The organism is Rahnella bonaserana (assembly GCF_019049675.1).
Classification (GTDB): domain Bacteria; phylum Pseudomonadota; class Gammaproteobacteria; order Enterobacterales; family Enterobacteriaceae; genus Rahnella; species Rahnella bonaserana.
This window is the reverse complement of sequence record NZ_JAFMOW010000068.1, coordinates 203,580-223,931: the sequence shown is the minus strand read 5'-3', so window position 1 is coordinate 223,931 and position 20,352 is coordinate 203,580. Positions and strand designations below refer to the sequence as shown.

Annotated in this window: 15 protein-coding genes; 4 read left to right on the top strand and 11 right to left on the bottom strand. The window is 49.1% G+C overall.

Features of this window, described 5'->3' with window-relative positions:
* Nucleotides 1-17 precede the first annotated feature (17 nt).
* The 10 genes from cspE to J1778_RS22615 all read right to left on the bottom strand — a co-directional run bounded on the left by cspE (nt 18) and on the right by J1778_RS22615 (nt 12,295).
* Nucleotides 18-227 carry a transcription antiterminator/RNA stability regulator CspE gene (cspE, locus tag J1778_RS22660; protein ID WP_217175073.1) on the bottom strand — a complete coding sequence of 70 codons (210 nt, stop codon included), beginning with the start codon at nt 225-227 and terminating at the stop codon, nt 18-20.
* Between the two features lie 349 nt (nt 228-576).
* Nucleotides 577-1,566, bottom strand: coding sequence for a tetraacyldisaccharide 4'-kinase (gene lpxK / locus J1778_RS22655; protein WP_217175072.1), 990 nt, complete (start codon nt 1,564-1,566; stop codon nt 577-579).
* Nucleotides 1,563-3,311, bottom strand: coding sequence for a lipid A ABC transporter ATP-binding protein/permease MsbA (msbA, locus tag J1778_RS22650; RefSeq protein ID WP_217175071.1), 1,749 nt, complete (start codon nt 3,309-3,311; stop codon nt 1,563-1,565). Before msbA ends, lpxK begins: the two co-directional genes overlap by 4 nt.
* Nucleotides 3,312-3,349: 38 nt before the next feature.
* The gene (locus J1778_RS22645; protein ID WP_217175070.1) at nt 3,350-5,596 is read right to left on the bottom strand and encodes a DNA internalization-related competence protein ComEC/Rec2; all 2,247 of its coding nucleotides are present in this window, start codon (nt 5,594-5,596) and stop codon (nt 3,350-3,352) included.
* A gap of 291 nt (nt 5,597-5,887) precedes the next feature.
* Entirely contained in the window at nt 5,888-6,172 is a 285-nt protein-coding gene (gene ihfB, locus J1778_RS22640) for an integration host factor subunit beta (RefSeq protein ID WP_013574835.1), read from the bottom strand.
* 60 nt (nt 6,173-6,232) lie between these two features.
* Nucleotides 6,233-7,906, bottom strand: a complete 1,674-nt coding sequence (rpsA, locus tag J1778_RS22635) for a 30S ribosomal protein S1 (RefSeq protein WP_095925166.1) — start codon at nt 7,904-7,906, stop codon at nt 6,233-6,235.
* A gap of 156 nt (nt 7,907-8,062) precedes the next feature.
* Nucleotides 8,063-8,761: a (d)CMP kinase gene (gene cmk, locus J1778_RS22630; protein WP_217175069.1), complete on the bottom strand. Its 699-nt coding sequence runs from the start codon at nt 8,759-8,761 to the stop codon at nt 8,063-8,065.
* A 198-nt stretch (nt 8,762-8,959) separates the two neighbouring features.
* Nucleotides 8,960-10,243 carry a 3-phosphoshikimate 1-carboxyvinyltransferase gene (gene aroA / locus J1778_RS22625; protein ID WP_217175068.1) on the bottom strand — a complete coding sequence of 428 codons (1,284 nt, stop codon included), beginning with the start codon at nt 10,241-10,243 and terminating at the stop codon, nt 8,960-8,962.
* A gap of 104 nt (nt 10,244-10,347) precedes the next feature.
* Nucleotides 10,348-11,433, bottom strand: coding sequence for a 3-phosphoserine/phosphohydroxythreonine transaminase (serC, locus tag J1778_RS22620; RefSeq protein WP_217175067.1), 1,086 nt, complete (start codon nt 11,431-11,433; stop codon nt 10,348-10,350).
* 172 nt (nt 11,434-11,605) lie between these two features.
* A complete protein-coding gene (locus J1778_RS22615) occupies nt 11,606-12,295 on the bottom strand; it encodes a DUF421 domain-containing protein (RefSeq protein ID WP_217175066.1) in 690 nt (229 codons plus the stop codon).
* Nucleotides 12,296-12,455: 160 nt separating this feature from the next.
* Between J1778_RS22615 and ycaO the strand changes: the two genes are divergently transcribed.
* The 4 genes from ycaO to pflA all read left to right on the top strand — a co-directional run bounded on the left by ycaO (nt 12,456) and on the right by pflA (nt 18,948).
* Nucleotides 12,456-14,219, top strand: a complete 1,764-nt coding sequence (gene ycaO / locus J1778_RS22610; protein WP_217175065.1) for a 30S ribosomal protein S12 methylthiotransferase accessory factor YcaO — start codon at nt 12,456-12,458, stop codon at nt 14,217-14,219.
* Between the two features lie 502 nt (nt 14,220-14,721).
* Nucleotides 14,722-15,579, top strand: coding sequence for a formate transporter FocA (gene focA / locus J1778_RS22605; RefSeq protein WP_217175064.1), 858 nt, complete (start codon nt 14,722-14,724; stop codon nt 15,577-15,579).
* 75 nt (nt 15,580-15,654) lie between these two features.
* Nucleotides 15,655-17,937, top strand: a complete 2,283-nt coding sequence (pflB, locus tag J1778_RS22600; protein ID WP_217175063.1) for a formate C-acetyltransferase — start codon at nt 15,655-15,657, stop codon at nt 17,935-17,937.
* Between the two features lie 270 nt (nt 17,938-18,207).
* Complete coding sequence (gene pflA / locus J1778_RS22595) at nt 18,208-18,948, top strand: pyruvate formate lyase 1-activating protein (RefSeq protein WP_217175062.1); 741 nt, start codon at nt 18,208-18,210, stop codon at nt 18,946-18,948.
* Between the two features lie 203 nt (nt 18,949-19,151).
* On the opposite strand, the gene J1778_RS22590 is transcribed toward pflA, so the two are convergent.
* Nucleotides 19,152-20,297, bottom strand: coding sequence for an MFS transporter (locus J1778_RS22590; RefSeq protein ID WP_217175061.1), 1,146 nt, complete (start codon nt 20,295-20,297; stop codon nt 19,152-19,154).
* Nucleotides 20,298-20,352: the final 55 nt, after the last annotated feature.

Sequence of the window (20,352 nt, the reverse complement as noted above, 5' to 3'; positions counted from 1 at the left end):
ACCACGTCAGCCTCTTATCAGAGAGCAATAACGTTGGCAGCAGACGGACCGCGCGGGCTGTCCTGAATGGTGTATTCTACACGCTGGCCTTCAGCCAGAGTTTTGAAACCATCAGTTGCGATTGCAGAAAAATGTACGAATACATCTTTGCCGCCATCAGCTTGCTCAATAAAACCAAAACCTTTGCTTTCATTGAACCACTTAACCTGACCATTTTTCTTAGACATATTTAAAACCTTTTAACTCAATATAAAATCCTGCCATTCGGCAATGTTAGCCAATAGTTCAGACAATTACTTATGGGGAGGACTTAGAAGGTTCGTCTTGGAAGCGGAATCATCGGGAAAGAGATAACGTCTGGGAGGAACTGCTTTACTCTACACTCATACATAAATAGCGCTGCAACACAGGCTGCACGCATTTACTCATAAGCACTGTGTAATAGCAAGACACCTTACGTAATTATTTTTAGGAAAACAGTGATTTTGAATATTAACCTTTAAAATCAGTCACCTTCAGAGTATATATTTACGTAAATTTTAAATCAGAATGTGAATTTTAATAAAAAATCCGCACTCAGCGGATCTTTTTCAGTATCAGATCGCTGATTTTTTGCAGTAATTTCTCTGCCAGAACACCTTCAATCTTTGCGTCGACAGGAAGATACCACCAGTTGGGCTGAGCAAATGAGCGGCATTTCACCGCGTCTTTTTCCGTCATCAGAAGAACTTGCCCGGATTGTGCCACGCCTGAAAGCTTATCCAGCGTATAGGGTTGATGATCAGAAAATGCGACTTCATTTTGCACGTTCACATCCAGCTGTTTCAGCGTGGCAAAAAAGCGTGGTGGATGTCCGATCCCTGCCATTGCGACAACATTCTGTAGTGAGGCCGGATCACGATGCTCACCGGTCAGCAGATTAATGGCTTTTCCAGGCTGCAGAATCATCGCCAGCTCACCTGAGTGCGCCGTGCCGCCGTTAGTGATTACGGCATCAACGGAGCGCAAACGTGAACGACGTTCCCGCATCGGTCCCGCTGGCAACCAGTGCCCGTTGCCGAAACGCCGGATGCCATCAACCACTACAATTTCAACATCACGCGCAAGAGCATAATGTTGCAACCCATCGTCGGTAATAATGACATCGAGCTCATGCGACGCAAGAAGCGCTTTTACTGCATCTGAGCGAACCGGAGACACCGCAACCGGCGCCCCCGTTCTCTGAGAAATCAGCACGGGTTCATCACCCGCTTGTGCCGTTGATGTTTCTTCACTAAGCAACAACGGATAGCTTTCCGCTTTTCCGCCATACCCGCGTGAAACCACACCGACACGAAAACCGTGCTGTTGCAGCGTTTCCACCAGCCAGATAACCACCGGCGTTTTCCCGTTCCCCCCCGCAGTCAGATTCCCGACTACCACCACGGGCACCGGGGCCCGCCAGCTTTTTTTCAGCCCGGCTTTATAGCTAAAACGAATGAGATTCGAAATCAATCCGTAAAGCCATGCCAGCGGCAGGAGTAATAAAAATAGCGGTGATTTCCCTGACCAGATGCGATCAATCATTGCCCGAATTGCATCCGGTAGAGTTGTGAGTAAACGCCGCGCTCTTCCAGAAGTTTCGCGTGCGAGCCCCGTTCAACGATACAACCATCCTCAATGACCAGGATTTCATCCGCTTTTTCGATAGTCGATAAACGGTGAGCGATAACCAGTGAGGTGCGGTTTTTCTGCAATTCATCCAGCGCAGCCTGAATTGCGCGCTCAGACTCAGTATCCAGCGCAGAGGTTGCTTCATCGAGGATCAGAACTGGCGAGTCACGTAACAAGGCACGTGCAATGGCAATACGCTGACGCTGACCACCTGAAAGCAGAACGCCATTTTCGCCAATGACGGTATCCAGCCCTTTGTCCATTTTGCTGATAAAGTCCATCGCATACGCCATAGTGGCCGCTTTTTCGATTTCTTCGCGGGAGTACATATCAGTTCGGGCGTAAGCGATATTGTTAGCAATGGTGTCGTTGAATAAATGGACGTTCTGGGAAACCAGCGCCACTTGATCGCGCAATGACGACAGGGTGTATTCACGCAAATCATGTCCATCCATCAGGATTTTACCTTCCTGAATGTCATAGAAGCGTGTCAGTAAATTCGCGATGGTCGATTTACCGGAACCGGAACGTCCCACCAGTGCAACGGTTTTCCCTTCTGGCAGCTCGAAGGAAATATTACGCAGTGCCGGAATATCACGACCAGGATAGGTGAAAGTCACATTTTTGAATTCCACGTCACCTTTAACGCGCTTAACTTCCAGTTTGCCTTCGTCTTTTTCCTGTTCCATATCCAGAATGGAGAACAGAGTCTGACAGGCAGCCATACCGCGCTGGAACTGAGAGTTAACGTTAGTCAGTGATTTCAGCGGACGCATCAGGGCAATCATGGAAGAGAAAACGACTGTAATAGTACCCGCGCTGAGGGTTTCCATTACAGACGGGAAGCTCGCCGCATACAAGACGAAAGCCAGAGCCAGAGAAGCAATCAGCTGGATAATCGGGTCCGAGATTGAAGAAGCAGAAACCATACGCATACCTTGCTGACGCATGCGGTTACTGACTTTATCAAAACGCGCGGTTTCCACTTTCTGACCACCGAAGATCAATACTTCTTTATGGCCTTTCAGCATTTGCTCAGCGCTGGTTGTCACCTGCCCCATGGTGTTTTGCATTGTCTTACTGATATTACGGAAGCGTTTAGACACCACACGAATAACAACAGAAACAATCGGCGCAATCACTAAGAGGATCACCGACAGTTGCCAGCTGTAGTAGAACATCATGACAAACAGACCAATGATCGACGCACCCTCACGTACCACGGTCACCAGCGCACTGGAAGACGATGACGCCACCTGTTCTGAATCGTAGGTAATGCGCGAAAGCAAGGTACCGGTAGATTGCTGGTCAAAGAAAGCGACCGGCATTCTCATCATATGACCGAACAGACGGCGACGCATATGCATTACTACTTTGCCCGACACCCAGGAAATGCAGTAGCTGGAAATGTAGCCACTGATACCACGAACGACCATCAGACCGATAACGACCAGTGGCATCCAGAGAAGAATTGAGCGGTCAGCTTTACCAAAACCGTCATCCAGCAGTGGCTTCAGCAAAGACAGCATGAAAGTATCACTGGCGGCGTTAGCGACCAGCGCAATAGCCGCAGCGATAAGCCCGGCTTTAAAAGGTGTGATCATCGGCCACAAGCGACGGAATGTCTGCCATGTGGAGAGATCTTTATCGTTCATCATGCAATATCAACCAGCATCGAAAGAAATAGCGGTCTATTCTACTCATTATCTCCTGATACTCCAAACTGGCGGTGGTACCAACGTGGGTTTAATTGATCGCGTAACCCTTTAATTGTCCAATAATCGTCATAAATGAACAGGCTCAACTGGCCGGATACAGAGGTCGAATGCCAGTCATAGCGCGCTTTGTTGTATCTGCTAACAACTTTATGAGCAGGAAGATGCCATTTATTGAAGCGGGAAGCAGAAGCGAGCGACGTAACCGCTTTAACTGTTCGCAGAAAGGGTGGAGTCGACGATGTGTTGCTCCCATGGTGGGGTACCTGTAACACCGTCGCCTGTAAATCCTGACGCCATTTCATGATGAGAGCCTTTTCTGTTTGCGCTTCTATATCCCCCGTCAACAGCAAACTAAATGCCCCTTCACTGACGCGAATGACGCAACTTTCGTTGTTTCGCGCATCTGCTTCAGGTCGCTCAGGCCACAGCACCTTGAACATCAGCCCTTGCCAGCGAAATTGCTCGCCAGCAATGCATTTCAAATGGTTCTGTCCCGAAATTGAGCTCTCACGAAGCCGGGCATCGGGATACCGGGTTTGTAAGGGCTCCAGTCCTCCCCGGTGATCCATATCGTTGTGACTGATAATTATCTGCTCAAGCTGAATATCTCGCTGATTCAGGAACGGAATAATATTCTGTTCAGCCGCTGAACCCCCTTCCCACCGGTTGCCGGTGTCATACAAAATCCCCTTTCCATTTCTGCTGATCAGCACGGAAAGACCATGACCGACATCCAGCATATCGACCCGCCACCTTTCCGGCGGTATCCTGATTAACCAGGCCACGGAGAGAGCACATAAAGAACAAATTAGTGAAAGAGAGTGTTTAACAGGGAGGAGGCGCCAGCAAATGATTACTGGCCATCCCAAAAGGCTTAACAACAGAAACGACTCACCAAGCGGAGTCCAGCCTACAGCAAAAGGTTTAATCCCCCACATAGCCAGACTCAACGAAGAATCACTGAGTTGCCAGACAAGAGTTTTCGCATTAATCAGCCAGCAAGCCGGCAGTAAATTGGCCAGTAAGGAGAACAAAACTAAGGGGACGGTGATCAGTGAAACAACCGGAACCGCCCACATATTAGCCAGGAAAGAAAAGACGTTAACCCCGTGAAAAATTCCAATTTGTATCGGTAACAGAAGGAATGTCATGCCTGCCTGTAAGTGCCCCCAGCGCAAAAATGACCAATACCACCTATGCTTGAAACGTGCTGGAAGCGGCGCCCACTGGAACCAAAAAACCAGCGATGCCACCGCAAAACAGGACAACCAAAAGCTGTCCGATAGCAGTTTCATGGGATCTAAAAGTAGCAGCAGAGCCGTCCCCCACAGCCAAATTTGCCATGGATGACAACGGATACGAAAAAAACGAAGTATCAGCCACATTGATACCGCCAGTGCGGCTCTTAAAGCCGGTGCATTCCCACCGGACAGCCAGGTATAGGTCAGCAAAAAGGTGCAACTGACCAATAACGGGAAGCGATAATCAATCATTCTTGCCGGCATAACAAATTGCAGACCACGCGCCAGCCACCAGCCGAATAAGGCGGCAATACCAATATGCAGCCCTGATATTGCCACCAGATGCGCAATCCCGGTTCTCTGCAACAGTAGTTTTTCCGGTCCCTGAATTAACCCTTTCTCCCCAAAAGCCAATGCAACCAACACCGGCGTATTTTCTAGTGGCGGCATCCCCTGCTGTACCCGCTGGATAAATTGCTGACGAAGGGTGCTGTTATTATCCAGCAGTTCAGCACTTTGAATTGTGGCTGTCAGGGGAGCATGTTGAGACAGTGCCCAGCGTTGCGCGTCAAAACCGCCTTCGTTGAGCAGACTATGAACAGGACGCAAGCTGACTTTCATCTGCCAGCGCTGACCGGCGCGAAGGTTCTCCCCTCCCTCACGCCACTTTGTCCTGAACATAACAGGTGGAAAGACTCTTTGGCCTTCAAGATTTTCAATTTTGAAAAACTGGGATTGTTCGCTGGCATTCCCCAGATTGATGGTTTGCAGAGTTGCTGTCACATTCCTGGACATCCCCTGCAATGCATTTATCTGCTCTATCTGGATCCCTCCCTGAAAAGCCCCCCAGCTAAAACTGATCAATGCGATTGCTGATACCATTAATAGCTTTTTCTTTCCCCCAGCTAAAAACCAGGCGAGAGCACATAAAGCCGTCAGTACCCCCACAGAAGGTATTTGTGGGAGAAATATCAGTGGCAACATGCCGGTTATGACGGCTGCAGCAGCCTCATCCGTTGAGATTTTTATTTTTTTACTCCCTGACGTATAACCACCAATACTTTCGGTAGCTTTGTAGCTTTCGGTGCCGGAGTATGATTTTTAGGCGCATGGGGGACAAGCAGAAGACAGAATCAATGCGAGACATTACGCAAAATATCGGAGTGAGACTGGTTATGGAGGGTTAATTTTGGCAAAAAAGAGCAAAAAAAACGGCACCCCGAAAGGTACCGTTTTACGTTCGCTATAGGCAGACATTTATGTCAGGCCGAAACCTTAACCATAAATGTTCGCGCGATCACGCAACTCTTTGCCTGGTTTAAAGTGAGGAACGTACTTGCCGTCCAGCTCAACTTTATCACCCGTTTTAGGGTTGCGCCCAACACGCGGAGCACGGTAGTGAAGAGAAAAACTGCCAAACCCACGGATTTCGATGCGTTCACCATCAGCCAAGGTTGCAGCCATATGCTCAAGCATCTCTTTCACTGCATCCTCAACAGCTTTCGCCGGGATATGAGAGTGCTGGCCAGCAAGTCTTTCAATAAGTTCAGACTTGGTCATAATACCTCCAAGCTTTGCAGCTAAACTACCGTTTCGGGGCAACAGAGTTGCCCCCCGTCATTACTCGCCTTTTGCCGCTTTGAACGCTTCAGCCATAGCGTTAGAGAAGTTGCTTTCATCTGGTTTGTTGTTAACAACAGCGATTGCATCTTTCTCGTCTGCTTCGTCCTTAGCACGGACGGACAGGCTTACTACGCGGTTCTTACGATCAACACCGGTGAATTTAGCTTCAACTTCATCACCAACGCTCAGAACCAGAGTTGCGTCTTCAATACGGTCGCGAGAAGCTTCTGAAGCGCGCAGGTAACCTTCTACGCCACCAGCTAATTCAACTGTAGCACCTTTGGCGTCAACTGCAGTGACTTTACCAGTAACAATAGTACCTTTCTTGTTAACAGACAGGTAGTTATTGAATGGATCTTCAGCCAGTTGTTTCACGCCCAGGGAGATACGTTCACGTTCTGCGTCAACTTGCAGGACCACAGCTGCGATTTCGTCGCCTTTTTTGTATTCACGTACTGCTTCTTCGCCTGCAACGTTCCAGGAGATGTCAGACAGGTGAACCAGGCCGTCGATGCCGCCGTCCAGACCAATGAAGATACCGAAGTCAGTGATTGACTTGATTTTACCTTCAACGCGGTCGTTCTTGTTGTGGGTTTCTGCAAACTGCTGCCATGGGTTGTTTTTGCATTGTTTCAGGCCCAGGGAGATACGACGACGTTCTTCGTCGATATCCAGAACCATAACTTCAACAACATCGCCCACGTTAACAACTTTAGATGGGTGGATGTTTTTGTTAGTCCAATCCATTTCAGAAACGTGAACCAGACCTTCAACGCCTTCTTCGATTTCTACGAAGCAGCCGTAATCAGTCAGGTTAGTAACGCGACCAGTCAGTTTAGTACCTTCAGGGTAACGTTTAGCGATAGCGACCCATGGATCTTCGCCCAGTTGTTTCAGACCCAGTGACACACGGGTACGTTCGCGGTCGAATTTAAGGACTTTAACAGTGATTTCATCGCCAACATTAACGATTTCGCTTGGGTGTTTAACACGTTTCCAAGCCATGTCAGTGATGTGCAGCAGGCCGTCAACGCCGCCCAGATCAACGAATGCACCGTAGTCAGTGAGGTTCTTAACGATACCTTTAACTTCCATGCCTTCCTGCAGGTTTTCCAGCAGCTGATCGCGCTCTGCGCTGTTCTCAGACTCAATTACTGCACGACGGGAAACAACAACGTTGTTGCGTTTCTGGTCCAGCTTGATGACTTTGAACTCAAGATCTTTGCCTTCGAGATGCAGCGTGTCGCGAACAGGACGAACGTCTACCAGTGAACCTGGCAGGAACGCACGGATACCGTTCAGCTCAACAGTGAAACCGCCTTTAACTTTACCGTTGATAACACCGGTAACAGTTGCAGATTCTTCGTAAGCTTTTTCCAGCGTGATCCAAGCTTCATGACGTTTAGCTTTTTCACGGGACAGCAGAGTTTCACCGAAGCCGTCTTCAACAGCGTCCAGCGCAACATCAACTTCGTCGCCAACCTGGATTTCCAGTTCGCCCTGTGCGTTTTTGAATTGTTCTGCCGGGATTGCAGACTCAGATTTCAGACCGGCGTCAACCAGTACGATATCTTTGTCGATAGACACAACAACACCACGAACGATGGAACCAGGACGGGTTTCGATTGTTTTTAAGGATTCTTCAAAGAGTTGAGCAAAAGATTCAGTCATGTTGATAATCTTTAGGTTCTTAAGTTTAACGTCCATCTGGCTTCCTGCTGGATGGGGTTGTTTCAAATGCCCCGCTACAGATCCTTGCGGCGAGGTTAAAAAAAACTATAGCCAAAACTGGCACTGAATATTCTTCAGCACCAGATCAAGGCTCGATTACCGGGTTTGTTTTTGCGGCAATCCTAGAATTTCTGTGGCATAAGCCAGCGCTTTTTCGATGACTTCGTCGATGGACATGCTGGTTGAATCCAGCAATAACGCATCAGAAGCAGCCACTAAAGGCGCAATAGATCTATTACGATCACGATCATCGCGTTCTTTGATCTCGGCTAAAAGCCGTTCAAAGTTAACACTAAAGCCTTTTTCCTGCAACTGTAGCATTCTTCTGTTCGCACGCTCTTCAGAACTGGCATCCAGAAATATCTTTACAGGTGCATCAGGGAAAACCACCGTGCCCATGTCACGACCATCGGCAATCAGGCCCGGTTTATCACGGAATGCACGCTGCCGGCGCAATAATGCCTCACGAACGCGGGGAAATGCGGCCGCCTGAGACGCCGTATTCCCAACCGTTTCGGTGCGGATTTCGTTGGTAACATCCTCACCTTCTAAAATAACGTGTAACTGCCCGTCCTGAGCCACAAAACGAACATCGAGGTGTGCGGCAAGCGGAACGAGCGCCTCTTCTGAGACAATATCAACCTGATGATGCAAAGCCGCCAGCGCTAAAACGCGGTAAATCGCGCCGGAATCGAGCAGATGCCAGTTAAAGGCTTCGGCCAGCGCTTTACATAACGTACCTTTACCTGCACCACTTGGCCCATCAACGGTGATCACCGGGGCTAAAGCCGTCATTTTTGTCTCCTTTCGGTGGGGGATACCCGCTTCATTAGCCTCACAGGACTAATTCAGGAGCGGCATTATACGCTGCCTTTACGACAACTGTTACCCCGCATTTTTTCGGTTGCCTAAAAAGCGGACGGTTCTGAGCCTAAAAACAAAAAACGGACATCGTGTGATGTCCGTTCGCTCAGTGGCATTCACAGTGAAAGACTATGCCAGAGTACTGATTCCCGCCAGACGATCAAAATAGTCCGGGAATGTTTTTGCCGTGCATTTCGGGTCGAGAATAGTCACCGGTGTATCCGATAACGCCACCAGCGAGAAACACATCGCCATGCGGTGATCATTATAGGTTCCGATCTCGGCAAACTTCAGAGATTTCGGCGGTTCAACGCGAATGTAATCTTCGCCCTCTTCTACCGTCGCACCCACTTTGCGCAATTCAGTGGCCATCGCCGCCAGACGATCGGTCTCTTTAACACGCCAGTTATAGATATTACGCAGCGTCGTCGGGCCTTCGGCAAACAATGCAGCGGTAGCAATCGTCATCGCCGCATCCGGGATATGGTTCATATCCATGTCGATGCCTTTCAGCTCGCCACGGGTGCATTCAATATAATCATCAGCCCAGTGAATCGTTGCGCCCATTTTTTCCAGTACGTCTGCAAAACGAATATCGCCCTGCATGCTGTTTTTGCCGATACCTGTCACACGTACCGTACCGCCTTTAATTGCCGCAGCAGCCAGAAAATAGGACGCAGAAGACGCATCGCCTTCGACCAGATAAGAACCTGGAGACACGTATTGCTTACGCCCTTTGATGATGAATTTCTGATACTGGTGATTTTCCACTTCAATACCAAACGTTTTCATCAGATTAAGGGTGATATCGATATAAGGTTTGGAAACCAGATCACCTTTAATCTGAATCGTCGTGTCGTTGCCTGCCAGCGGAGCTGTCATTAACAGCGCGGTCAGGAACTGGCTGGAAACGCTGCCATCAACACTGACATCTCCACCACTAAAACCACCGCGCAGACGCAACGGCGGATAATTTTCCTGCTCCAGATAATCAATCTGCGCGCCGCCCTGACGTAGTGCATCCACCAGATGGCCGATCGGACGCTCTTTCATGCGCGGTTCACCGGTCAGCACGACATCCTGTTCGCCCAGGCATAATGCGGCTGCCAGCGGACGCATTGCGGTACCCGCATTGCCAAGAAACAGTTCCAGACCTTTAGCATTGGAAAAAGCGTTGCCCAGACCATCAATTTCGCATTCGGTACGATCCGCCGATAAACGGTGCGTAACGCCCAATTGCGTCAGCGCATTAAGCATATGGCGCACGTCGTCGCTGTCGAGAAGATTAGTCAGGCGGGTAGTGCCCTGTGCAAAAGCAGCCAGTAAAAGCGCGCGGTTAGAAACACTTTTCGAGCCGGGTAAATTGATGCTGCCGTTAACCAGCGCAACGGGTTGTAATGTCAGGGATTCCACTCTTTCTCCAATTCTTCATTTCATAAAATGACCCCGGACATTGAGCCGGGGTCATTTTTAAGGCTTCTTACTTAAGCATTCTGCTTGCCCGAAAGCCAGCACACTTAGCCGTGGCGTTTTTCAAATTCCGCCATGAAGTCGGTCAGTGCTTTAACACCTTCAATCGGCATCGCATTATAAATAGATGCACGCATACCACCAGCCACACGGTGACCTTTAAGTGCATGCAGACCGGCTTCCTGCGCCTGATCCAGGAACAGTTTGTCCAGAGAAGCATCAGCCATCTGGAAAGGAACGTTCATCCACGAACGGTTTTCCGCAGCGACCGGATTACGGTAGAAACCGGTACGGTCGATAGCACCATACAACAGTTCGGCTTTCGCGCGGTTGCGTTTTTCCATTTCACGCAGACCACCCTGTTCTTTCAGCCACTTGAATACCATGCCTGACAAATACCACGCGAACGTCGGCGGGGTATTGAACATAGAGTCGTTCTCAGCCAGCACGGTATAATCGAGGATAGAAGGCAATTCAGTGCGCGCTTTGCCCAGCAGGTCTTCACGAACGATAACCAGAGTCAGGCCGGCAGGACCGATATTTTTCTGTGCGCCGGCATAAATCACACCAAAACGGCTGACATCAATCGGGCGGGAGAGAATGCAGGATGAATAATCCGCCACGACGATTTTATCACCAAAATCAGGCACTTCATCGATAGCGATACCATCGATAGTTTCATTCGGGCAGTAATGAACGTAGGCAGAATCGGCATTCAGCTTCCATTCATTCATTGGCAGAATGCCACGTTTACCGTCGACGGTCGTCGTGACATCAATGACATTCGGTGTGCAATATTTCTTCGCTTCGTTGACTGCGCTGTGAGCCCAGTAACCGCCATCAATATAATCGGCAGAGGATTTATCACCCAGCAGGTTCATTGGCACAGCAGCAAATTGTGCGCGGGCGCCGCCGTGGCAAAAGAGCACTTTGTAGTTCAAGGGAATATTGAGCAGATCACGGATATCCTTTTCGGACTCTTCAGCAACCTGGATAAACTCCTTACTGCGGTGACTGATTTCCATCACCGAGGTACCCAGTCCGTGCCAGTTACAAAGTTCCTGTTCCGCACGACGCAACACTTCAGCCGGGATCATTGCCGGACCTGCACTAAAATTATAAACCTGAGTCATTTCCCCTCACCACTTCTCTGAGACAGCCACATAGTTACCTTTAATTTACCGGTTTTATCATTCGAAACAAGCCATCTGCAACGGTTATTCCTCATGACCTGATAAAGCGCGTTGAGATCTGCGTCACAAGGTTCTTTCCTCCCTGGAAAGCTAATTTAACAGGATTATCTGTTCACACCCGCACAGTGCTCAGTGCCCTCACCCAGGTGATATTCTGACACCGCGGGCAGGTGGCTTTTTCACCTACTTTGAATGACTTAATCAAGCTGCATCGATGGCAGGCATAGAGCCCGCTGGTCAACATCAGGGTTTCGATATCAATGTAGTCTTCGGGTAAAACGGGCAACCCTGGCTCCACATCGTCATCCTGGCGGAAGTAGACGCTCAGTCCGCCATTGGCTTCCAGAAATGCCAGCCGGACCTGGCCGAGATGTTCGACACCTTTCTGCCGCAGCTCCATATAAAACTCGCCTTTGGTAATATTTTCTCTCGCCATGGTTTCCCACTCGAACACACCGTCGCGAATGATGATCAGCGGTTTACCTTCCATCCAGTTCTGGAAATAGCGGCTTTTATCCATCAGCCAGGTGGAAAGACGATACAGCAGAAGAATGGAGAAAAAGACCGCAAACACAGGCAGGAGGGGCACATCATCATAAAAAGTGACGTCACCGGCCGCGGACCCCAGCGTCAGAATAATCACCACTTCAAATAATGAAAGCTGATTAACCCCGCGCCGTCCGGTGAGTTTCAGAAATATAAACACCACCACGAAGATGAAAAAACAGCGGAATGTTACTTCTCCCAGATACTCCAGTGGGAACTTATCCAGTGTCATACGTTTGATATCAAAAGCCTGCATAGACGCCTCACGGGATGAGAAAACAGCGGCTTAGGGACCGCAGATCTACATACAAGCTTAGCGCGTTACAACGCGATTACATTCTTAACACGAATACATGGAGCTAATACGCAAAACCCCGTATCATTGCGCGTTTTTAGCACGCTCAAAAGTGAACTCAATGACGCAAACTTTTATTCCTGGTAAAGACGCGGCGCTGGAAGACTCCATTTCCCGCTTCCAACAAAAACTCACCGATCTCGGCTTTAATATCGAAGAAGCTTCGTGGCTGAATCCGGTTCCCCACGTCTGGTCAGTGCACATTCGCGACCGCGACTGCCCGCTGTGCTTCACCAACGGTAAAGGTGCCAGCAAAAAAGCCGCTCTGGCTTCTGCTCTGGGTGAATATTTTGAGCGTCTGTCGACCAACTATTTCTTCGCCGATTTCTATCTCGGCAAAGACATTGCCAATGGCGATTTCGTCCATTATCCGAATGAGAAGTGGTTCCCGCAGCCGGAAGACGACAGCCTGCCCGCTGGCATTCTGGATGACCGCCTGCACGATTTTTATGACGCCGATAAAGAACTGGTTGCCAGCGATCTGATCGACCTGCAGTCCGGCAATCCTGATCGCGGTATCTGCGCGCTGCCGTTTACCCGCCAGTCAGATTTGCAGACCGTTTATATTCCGATGAACATCATCGGCAACCTGTACGTTTCCAACGGGATGTCTGCTGGCAATACCGCCAATGAAGCGCGTGTTCAGGGGCTTTCAGAAGTCTTCGAGCGTTATGTCAAAAACCGCATCATTGCAGAATCCATCAGCCTTCCAGAAATTCCTGCTGAGGTTCTGGCGCGCTATCCTGGTGTGGTCGAAGCCATCGCCAAACTGGAAGAAGAAGGTTTCCCTATTCTTTCTTATGACGCCTCTCTGGGCGGGAATTATCCGGTTATTTGTGTGGTTCTGTTCAACCCGGCGAACGGCACCTGTTTCGCTTCTTTTGGTGCGCATCCTGATTTCGGTGTGGCACTGGAACGTACCGTCACTGAGCTGTTGCAGGGCCGCAGCCTGAAAGATCTGGATGTCTTCACTGCACCGACTTTCGATGACGAGGAAGTGGCCGAGCACGCCAACCTTGAAACTCACTTCATCGATTCAAGCGGTCTCATTTCGTGGGACATGTTCAAGCAGGACGCAGACTATCCGTTTGCTGACTGGAGCTTCAGTGGCACCACCGAAGAAGAATTCGCCACTCTGATGGCTATCTTCGATAAAGAAGATGCGGAAGTGTATATCGCGGACTACGAGCATCTGGACGTGTATGCCTGCCGCATTATCGTTCCGGGCATGTCCGACATTTATCCTGCTGAAGATTTGCTGCTGGCAAACAACAGCATGGGTGCGCATCTGCGTGATCAATTGCTGGCGCTGCCGGACAGTGATCTGCCAAAAGAAACCTATCTTGAGATGATTACTCAGCTTGATGATGAAGGTCTGGATGACTTCACCCGCGTGCGCGAACTGCTGGGCATTGCAAGCGGCAAAGACAACGGCTGGTACACGCTGCGTGTCGGCGAGCTGAAATCTATGCTGGCGCTGGCTGGTGGTGATTTAGATCAGGCGCTGACCTGGGCTGAATGGGCGCATGAGTTCAACTCTTCTGTTTACACCGATGAGCGCAACAACTACTACCGTTGCCTGCAAACACTGTTGCAGCTGTCTCTGGAAGAAGATCGCGAACCTGCGCAGTACTATAACGCCTTCGTGAAAATGTATGGTCAGAAAGCGGTTGAAGATGCTTCTGCAGCAATCAGCGGCGAAGTGCGTTTCCACAGCCTGTTTGCTGTCGATCCTGAACTGAAAGCATTGCCGGCTCATCAGGCTCTGCTTGGAGCATACGAAAAACTGCAAGTGGCAAAACGTCGTCATTGGTCGAAAGCGTAATCGCACAGACAATCATAAAGTGATTAAAGCCAGCGGGATCCCCTGCTGGCTTTTTTATTTGTACCTTCCAGGCAGGTTCTTCGCTTGCACTGTTCGGTTTATCGGCAAAGGTTTGACTCAGGCATTAAAATGACGTGTAATTCTGCGCGAAATAATGTTCGTTTGTCATTTTCACGATAAAAATATGACACTTATTTTTATACGTTTTTTTATGCACCGAACCAAAGTTAAAATTACAAACTTAAATTAACGATATTAATTAACATTGAGGCCTTATTATTTACCTAAAAGTGAAAATAATTTTGCGCCACCTCAACTTTATTTGTAAAAATTAAAATGTTTTTACACTATAATTATCAATAAGTTAACACTAAAAGCACCCCTTCAGTAGTACATTGAAAACCACCAAAAACCGCCTCGTATGATCCACGTCAATTTTTACGTTATACTGCTTTGCTAGTATCTCGTTGCGCAGTGCATAGCCCTGAATAAGAGAGTTAATGTGAAAGCTGACAACCCCTTCGATCTCATTTTACCCGCCGCTACAGCAAAAGTTGCTGAAGATGCCGGCGTTTATAAAGCCACCAAACAGCCGTTAAAAACATTCTTTTTAGCCATTACTGCTGGCGTCTTTATTTCTATTGCTTTTGCTTTTTATATCACCGCCACTACAGGCACCGGAACAGTACCTTATGGCCTTGCAAAACTCGTCGGGGGCATCTGCTTCTCACTGGGTCTGATGCTGGTCGTAGTGTGTGGCGCTGACCTGTTCACTTCCACTGTGCTTATCGTGATTGCAAAAGCCAGCGGTCGTATCACCTGGGGGCAATTGGCGCGCAACTGGGTCAATGTCTATATTGGTAACCTGATTGGCTGCCTGTTCTTTGTGGCTCTGATTTGGTTTTCCGGTGAATACATGGTCGATAATGGCTTGTGGGGCCTTAATGTCCTGCAAACCGCTGACCATAAAATGCATCACACATTTATCGAAGCCGTATGTCTTGGGATCCTCGCTAACCTGATGGTTTGCCTGGCGGTATGGATGAGTTATTCCGGCCGCAGTCTGATGGATAAAATGTTCGCCATGATTTTGCCAGTGGGTATGTTCGTCGCCAGCGGCTTTGAACATAGCATTGCTAACATGTTCATGATCCCATTGGGCATCGTAGTAAAAAACTTTGCGACACCAGAATTCTGGCAGGCTGTCGGGGCAACACCGGCACAATTCGCAGAACTGAACATCTCTAACTTTATCATCGACAATCTCATCCCTGTGACCATAGGTAACATCATCGGGGGCGGTTTGCTGGTAGGGTTAACGTACTGGGTTATATATCTTCGCGATGAGAAGCACCACTGATACAACGTGGCAGTCTTGTTACGACAGTTTTACTCGTGATTTTTAAAGAAATCCAAATTAGAAGGTAGGTGCAAAATGTCCAAGCTCAATGAAAAATTGACCAACGCATGGCAAGGTTTTAGTGCTGGTGAATGGCAGAATGGCGTAAACGTCCGTGACTTCATTCAGAAGAACTACACACCGTATGAAGGTGATGAGTCCTTCCTGGCTGGCGCTACCGAAGCGACAACCACCCTGTGGGATAAAGTAATGGATGGTATCAAACTGGAGAACCGCACCAAGGCTCCTGTTGATTTCGATACTGACGTTGCCTCTACCATCACTTCTCACGACGCTGGCTACATCAATAAATCTCTGGAAACTATCGTTGGTCTGCAAACTGACGCGCCATTGAAACGTGCTCTGATCCCATTCGGCGGCATCAAAATGGTGGAAGGTTCATGTAAAGTTTATGGCCGTGAACTGGACCCTGCGCTGAAAAAAGTTTTCACCGATTACCGTAAAACGCACAACCAGGGCGTATTTGATGTTTACACCAAAGACATCCTGAACTGCCGTAAATCTGGTGTTCTGACCGGTCTGCCAGATGCATATGGCCGTGGCCGTATCATCGGTGACTACCGTCGCGTTGCGCTGTACGGTATCGACTTCCTGATGGCAGACAAATACGCTCAGTTCCAGTCTCTGCAAGACGATCTGGAAAATGGCGTAAACCTGGAAATGACCATCCAGCTGCGTGAAGAAATCTCTGAACAACACCGTGCTTTGGGCCAGATTAAAGAAATGGCGGCTAAATACGGTTGCGACATTTCTGGTCCTGCGACCAACGCACAGGAAGCGGTACAGTGGACTTACTTCGGCTACCTGGCTGCGGTTAAATCTCAGAACGGCGCTGCAATGTCCTTCGGCCGCGTATCTACCTTCCTTGACGTGTTCATCGAACGTGATATCAAAGCAGGCAAACTGAATGAAGAACAAGCTCAGGAACTGATTGACCATCTGGTTATGAAACTGCGTATGGTTCGCTTCCTGCGTACTCCTGAGTATGATGAACTGTTCTCCGGTGACCCAATCTGGGCAACTGAATCTTTGGCAGGTATGGGCGTTGATGGCCGTACTCTGGTGACTAAAAGCACCTTCCGCTTCCTGAATACCCTTTACACCATGGGGCCTTCACCGGAGCCGAACATGACCATTCTGTGGTCTGAAAAACTGCCAATGAACTTCAAAAAGTACGCAGCGAAAGTGTCTATCGATACCTCATCTGTACAGTATGAGAACGATGACCTGATGCGTCCTGACTTCAACAACGATGACTATGCTATCGCTTGTTGTGTGAGCCCGATGGTTGTGGGTAAACAAATGCAGTTCTTCGGCGCTCGTGCAAACCTGGCAAAAACCATGTTGTACGCAATCAACGGCGGCGTTGATGAAAAAATGAAAATCCAGGTTGGTCCTAAACAAGCACCAATGATGGATGAAGTGCTGACCTATGACAAAGTCATGGAACGCATGGATCATTTCATGGACTGGTTGGCTAAACAGTACGTGACTGCGCTGAACATCATTCACTACATGCACGACAAATACAGCTACGAAGCATCGCTGATGGCGCTGCATGACCGTGACGTTTATCGCACCATGGCATGTGGTATCGCAGGTCTGTCTGTTGCGGCTGACTCCCTGTCTGCTATCAAATACGCAAAAGTTAGCACCATCCGTGACGAAGACGGCCTGGCTGTAGACTTTAAAATTGAAGGCGAATACCCACAGTTCGGTAACAACGATTCTCGCGTAGATGACATCGCTTGTGACCTGGTAGAACGTTTCATGAAGAAAATTCAGAAACTGCGTACCTACCGTGGCGCTGTAGCGACTCAGTCTGTTCTGACCATCACCTCTAACGTGGTTTATGGTAAGAAAACAGGTAACACTCCAGACGGTCGTCGCGCTGGCGCTCCATTTGGTCCAGGTGCTAACCCAATGCACGGTCGTGACCAGAAAGGTGCGGTTGCCTCTCTGACTTCAGTTGCTAAACTGCCGTTTGCTTACGCGAAAGATGGTATTTCTTATACCTTCTCTATCGTTCCAAATGCGCTGGGTAAAGACGATGATGTGCGTAAAGCTAACCTCGCTGGCCTGATGGATGGTTACTTCCACCACGAAGCGTCCATTGAAGGTGGTCAACACCTGAACGTGAACGTGATGAACCGCGAAATGCTGTTAGATGCGATGGAACATCCTGAAAACTATCCTCAGTTGACCATCCGCGTTTCTGGTTACGCAGTGCGTTTCAACTCACTGACTAAAGAACAGCAACAAGACGTTATTACCCGTACTTTCACCAAGTCCCTGTAATAACTCAGCCTTGTAATCTGGTCTGATAAAAGGCTCCACAACGTGGAGCCTTTGTTTCATCTCTCCCTGCCCTGCACTGTCTGCACGACAGTCTGTTTTGCCAGAGCGCTATAGATTATGGAACTCTGGCAAAGCAGTAGCGCCATTGCTGACAATCAACCTTATTAATTGTCTGGTATCATAAACCTGTGGTTTCCAGTTTATCTCTGCCAGGCCAGCACCCGCATATGTAGACTGCTATTCATTGGTCAATATGGAGAATAACCCGCAATGTCAGTTCAAGGTCGCATCCACTCATATGAATCCTGTGGCACCGTTGACGGCCCAGGTATACGTTTCATTGTTTTCTTCCAGGGTTGCCTGATGCGTTGCATGTATTGCCATAACCGCGATACCTGGGACACGCACGGCGGGAAAGAGATCAATGTTGATGATTTAATGAAAGAAGTCGTGACCTATCGCCACTTTATGAATGCTTCCGGCGGTGGTGTGACAGCGTCAGGGGGTGAAGCCATCCTTCAGGCAGAATTTGTGCGTGACTGGTTCCGCGCCTGCCAGAAAGAAGGGATTAATACCTGTCTGGACACCAACGGTTTTGTCCGCCGTTATGATCCGGTAATCGACGAATTACTGGATGCCTCAGATCTGGTCATGCTCGATCTCAAGCAAATGAACGACGATATTCACCAAAATCTGGTGGGCGTGTCTAACCACCGTACGCTGGACTTTGCCCGCTATCTGGCAAAACGTAATCAGCGCACCTGGATACGTTATGTCGTTGTACCAGGTTGGTCAGATGATGATGACTCCGCGCATAAACTCGGTGAATTCACCAAAGACATGACTAACATCGAGAAGATTGAATTGTTGCCATATCATGAACTCGGCAAACATAAATGGACGGCAATGGGCGAGAAATACGGACTGGACGGCGTTAATCCACCGACCAAAGAAATCATGGAAAGAGTGAAAAACATTCTCGCCAGCTACGGGCATAAAGTTATCTATTAAACACAGATATCCAGCCCATTAAAAAGACGCCATTTTGGCGTCTTTTTTGCTTTATGAGACTTAGATTTTCAATGAAACCATACCCAAAATAATTGGAGTTGCAACAAGGCGGCAAGTGAGGAGATCCCGACGGGCTGAAATAAGTCAGTGATTCGGATCCCGGAGCGTAGCTAACGCACTTGCAGCTGCAAGAATGAAGGGTATTACGCTGCTGCCACAGGATTATGCGTATGATCCGCTTTACGCATCAGCATGACCAGATAGACCAGAGAAACCACCGCGATCATCACGAACAGCAGACGATCAGAATAACTCTGCATCAGCATCGCGGTCATTGTCGGTCCCGCAAGACTGCCGATGGTGTAACTCATTAGTAATGCCTGATTCATCGCCACCAGCTCGTCAGCACTCACTTTCTCACATGCCCATGACATCGCCACCGGATACAGTGTGAAGCCCGCACATCCGAGGATGAACAGCGTCGGCGCCATCGCATATCCGCTGAGCATGGCGATACTGCCGAGGATCACACAAAATATCTGGATGCGTAAAACCATCAGGCGACCATAGCGATCGGCCAGGCGCCCTACCGGCCACTGCCCGATAATCCCCGCGCTGACCAGCAATGCCATCCAGTAACCCACATTCGCATCACTCATTCCCTGATGCGTCAGGAACAGCGGCATCAGACCGTAGAGTGAGCCAAGGACAATACCGGAGATAATACAACCGTTTATCCCAAGCCGGGCATTACGCCGTCTGAACATCGGCATCACCGCATGGCGAGGTTGTTCGCTGTCCTGATCCTCAATGTGCGTTAACAGCAATGGCAGCATCGCAATCACAATCAGCGCGGTCACCCAAGGCAGAACGCTGAAGATTGCCGTGGGTACGGTTCCGACGAGTAATTGCCCTGCTACCGTTCCGATGTAATACATGATCATATACGCCGCCAGTAGCTGACCACGGTTTTTGACGGTTCCGCTACGTAACAGCGCACTTTCCACCACCACCCAGATCAGCGCACAGCCAATCCCCGCCACGAAACGTGCCGTTACCCAGGTCCAGAAACTCATTGAAAGCGCCAGTCCTGCGGTCGCGACCGCGAATATGATGCAGGAGAGATAATAGCTACGGTTGAAACCTATGCTTTTTATCAGCCCGCCTGCAAGCAAAGTGCCCACCAGGTTACCGGTAAAATATGATGAACTGACCAGCCCGACCTGCCAGGTTGGTAGCTGTTCATGGCTGAGCCAAAGGGGTACCAGCGTGTTTAAAACGGCGATAGAAATCGTCAGCAGAAGGAGTCCGCACAAGAGCAGAGAAACGAGGCGAGAATAGGCGGACATAGGACGTTGATGACCACAAACAGGAAGAAATTGCGCGCATCATGCCACTGGCGGA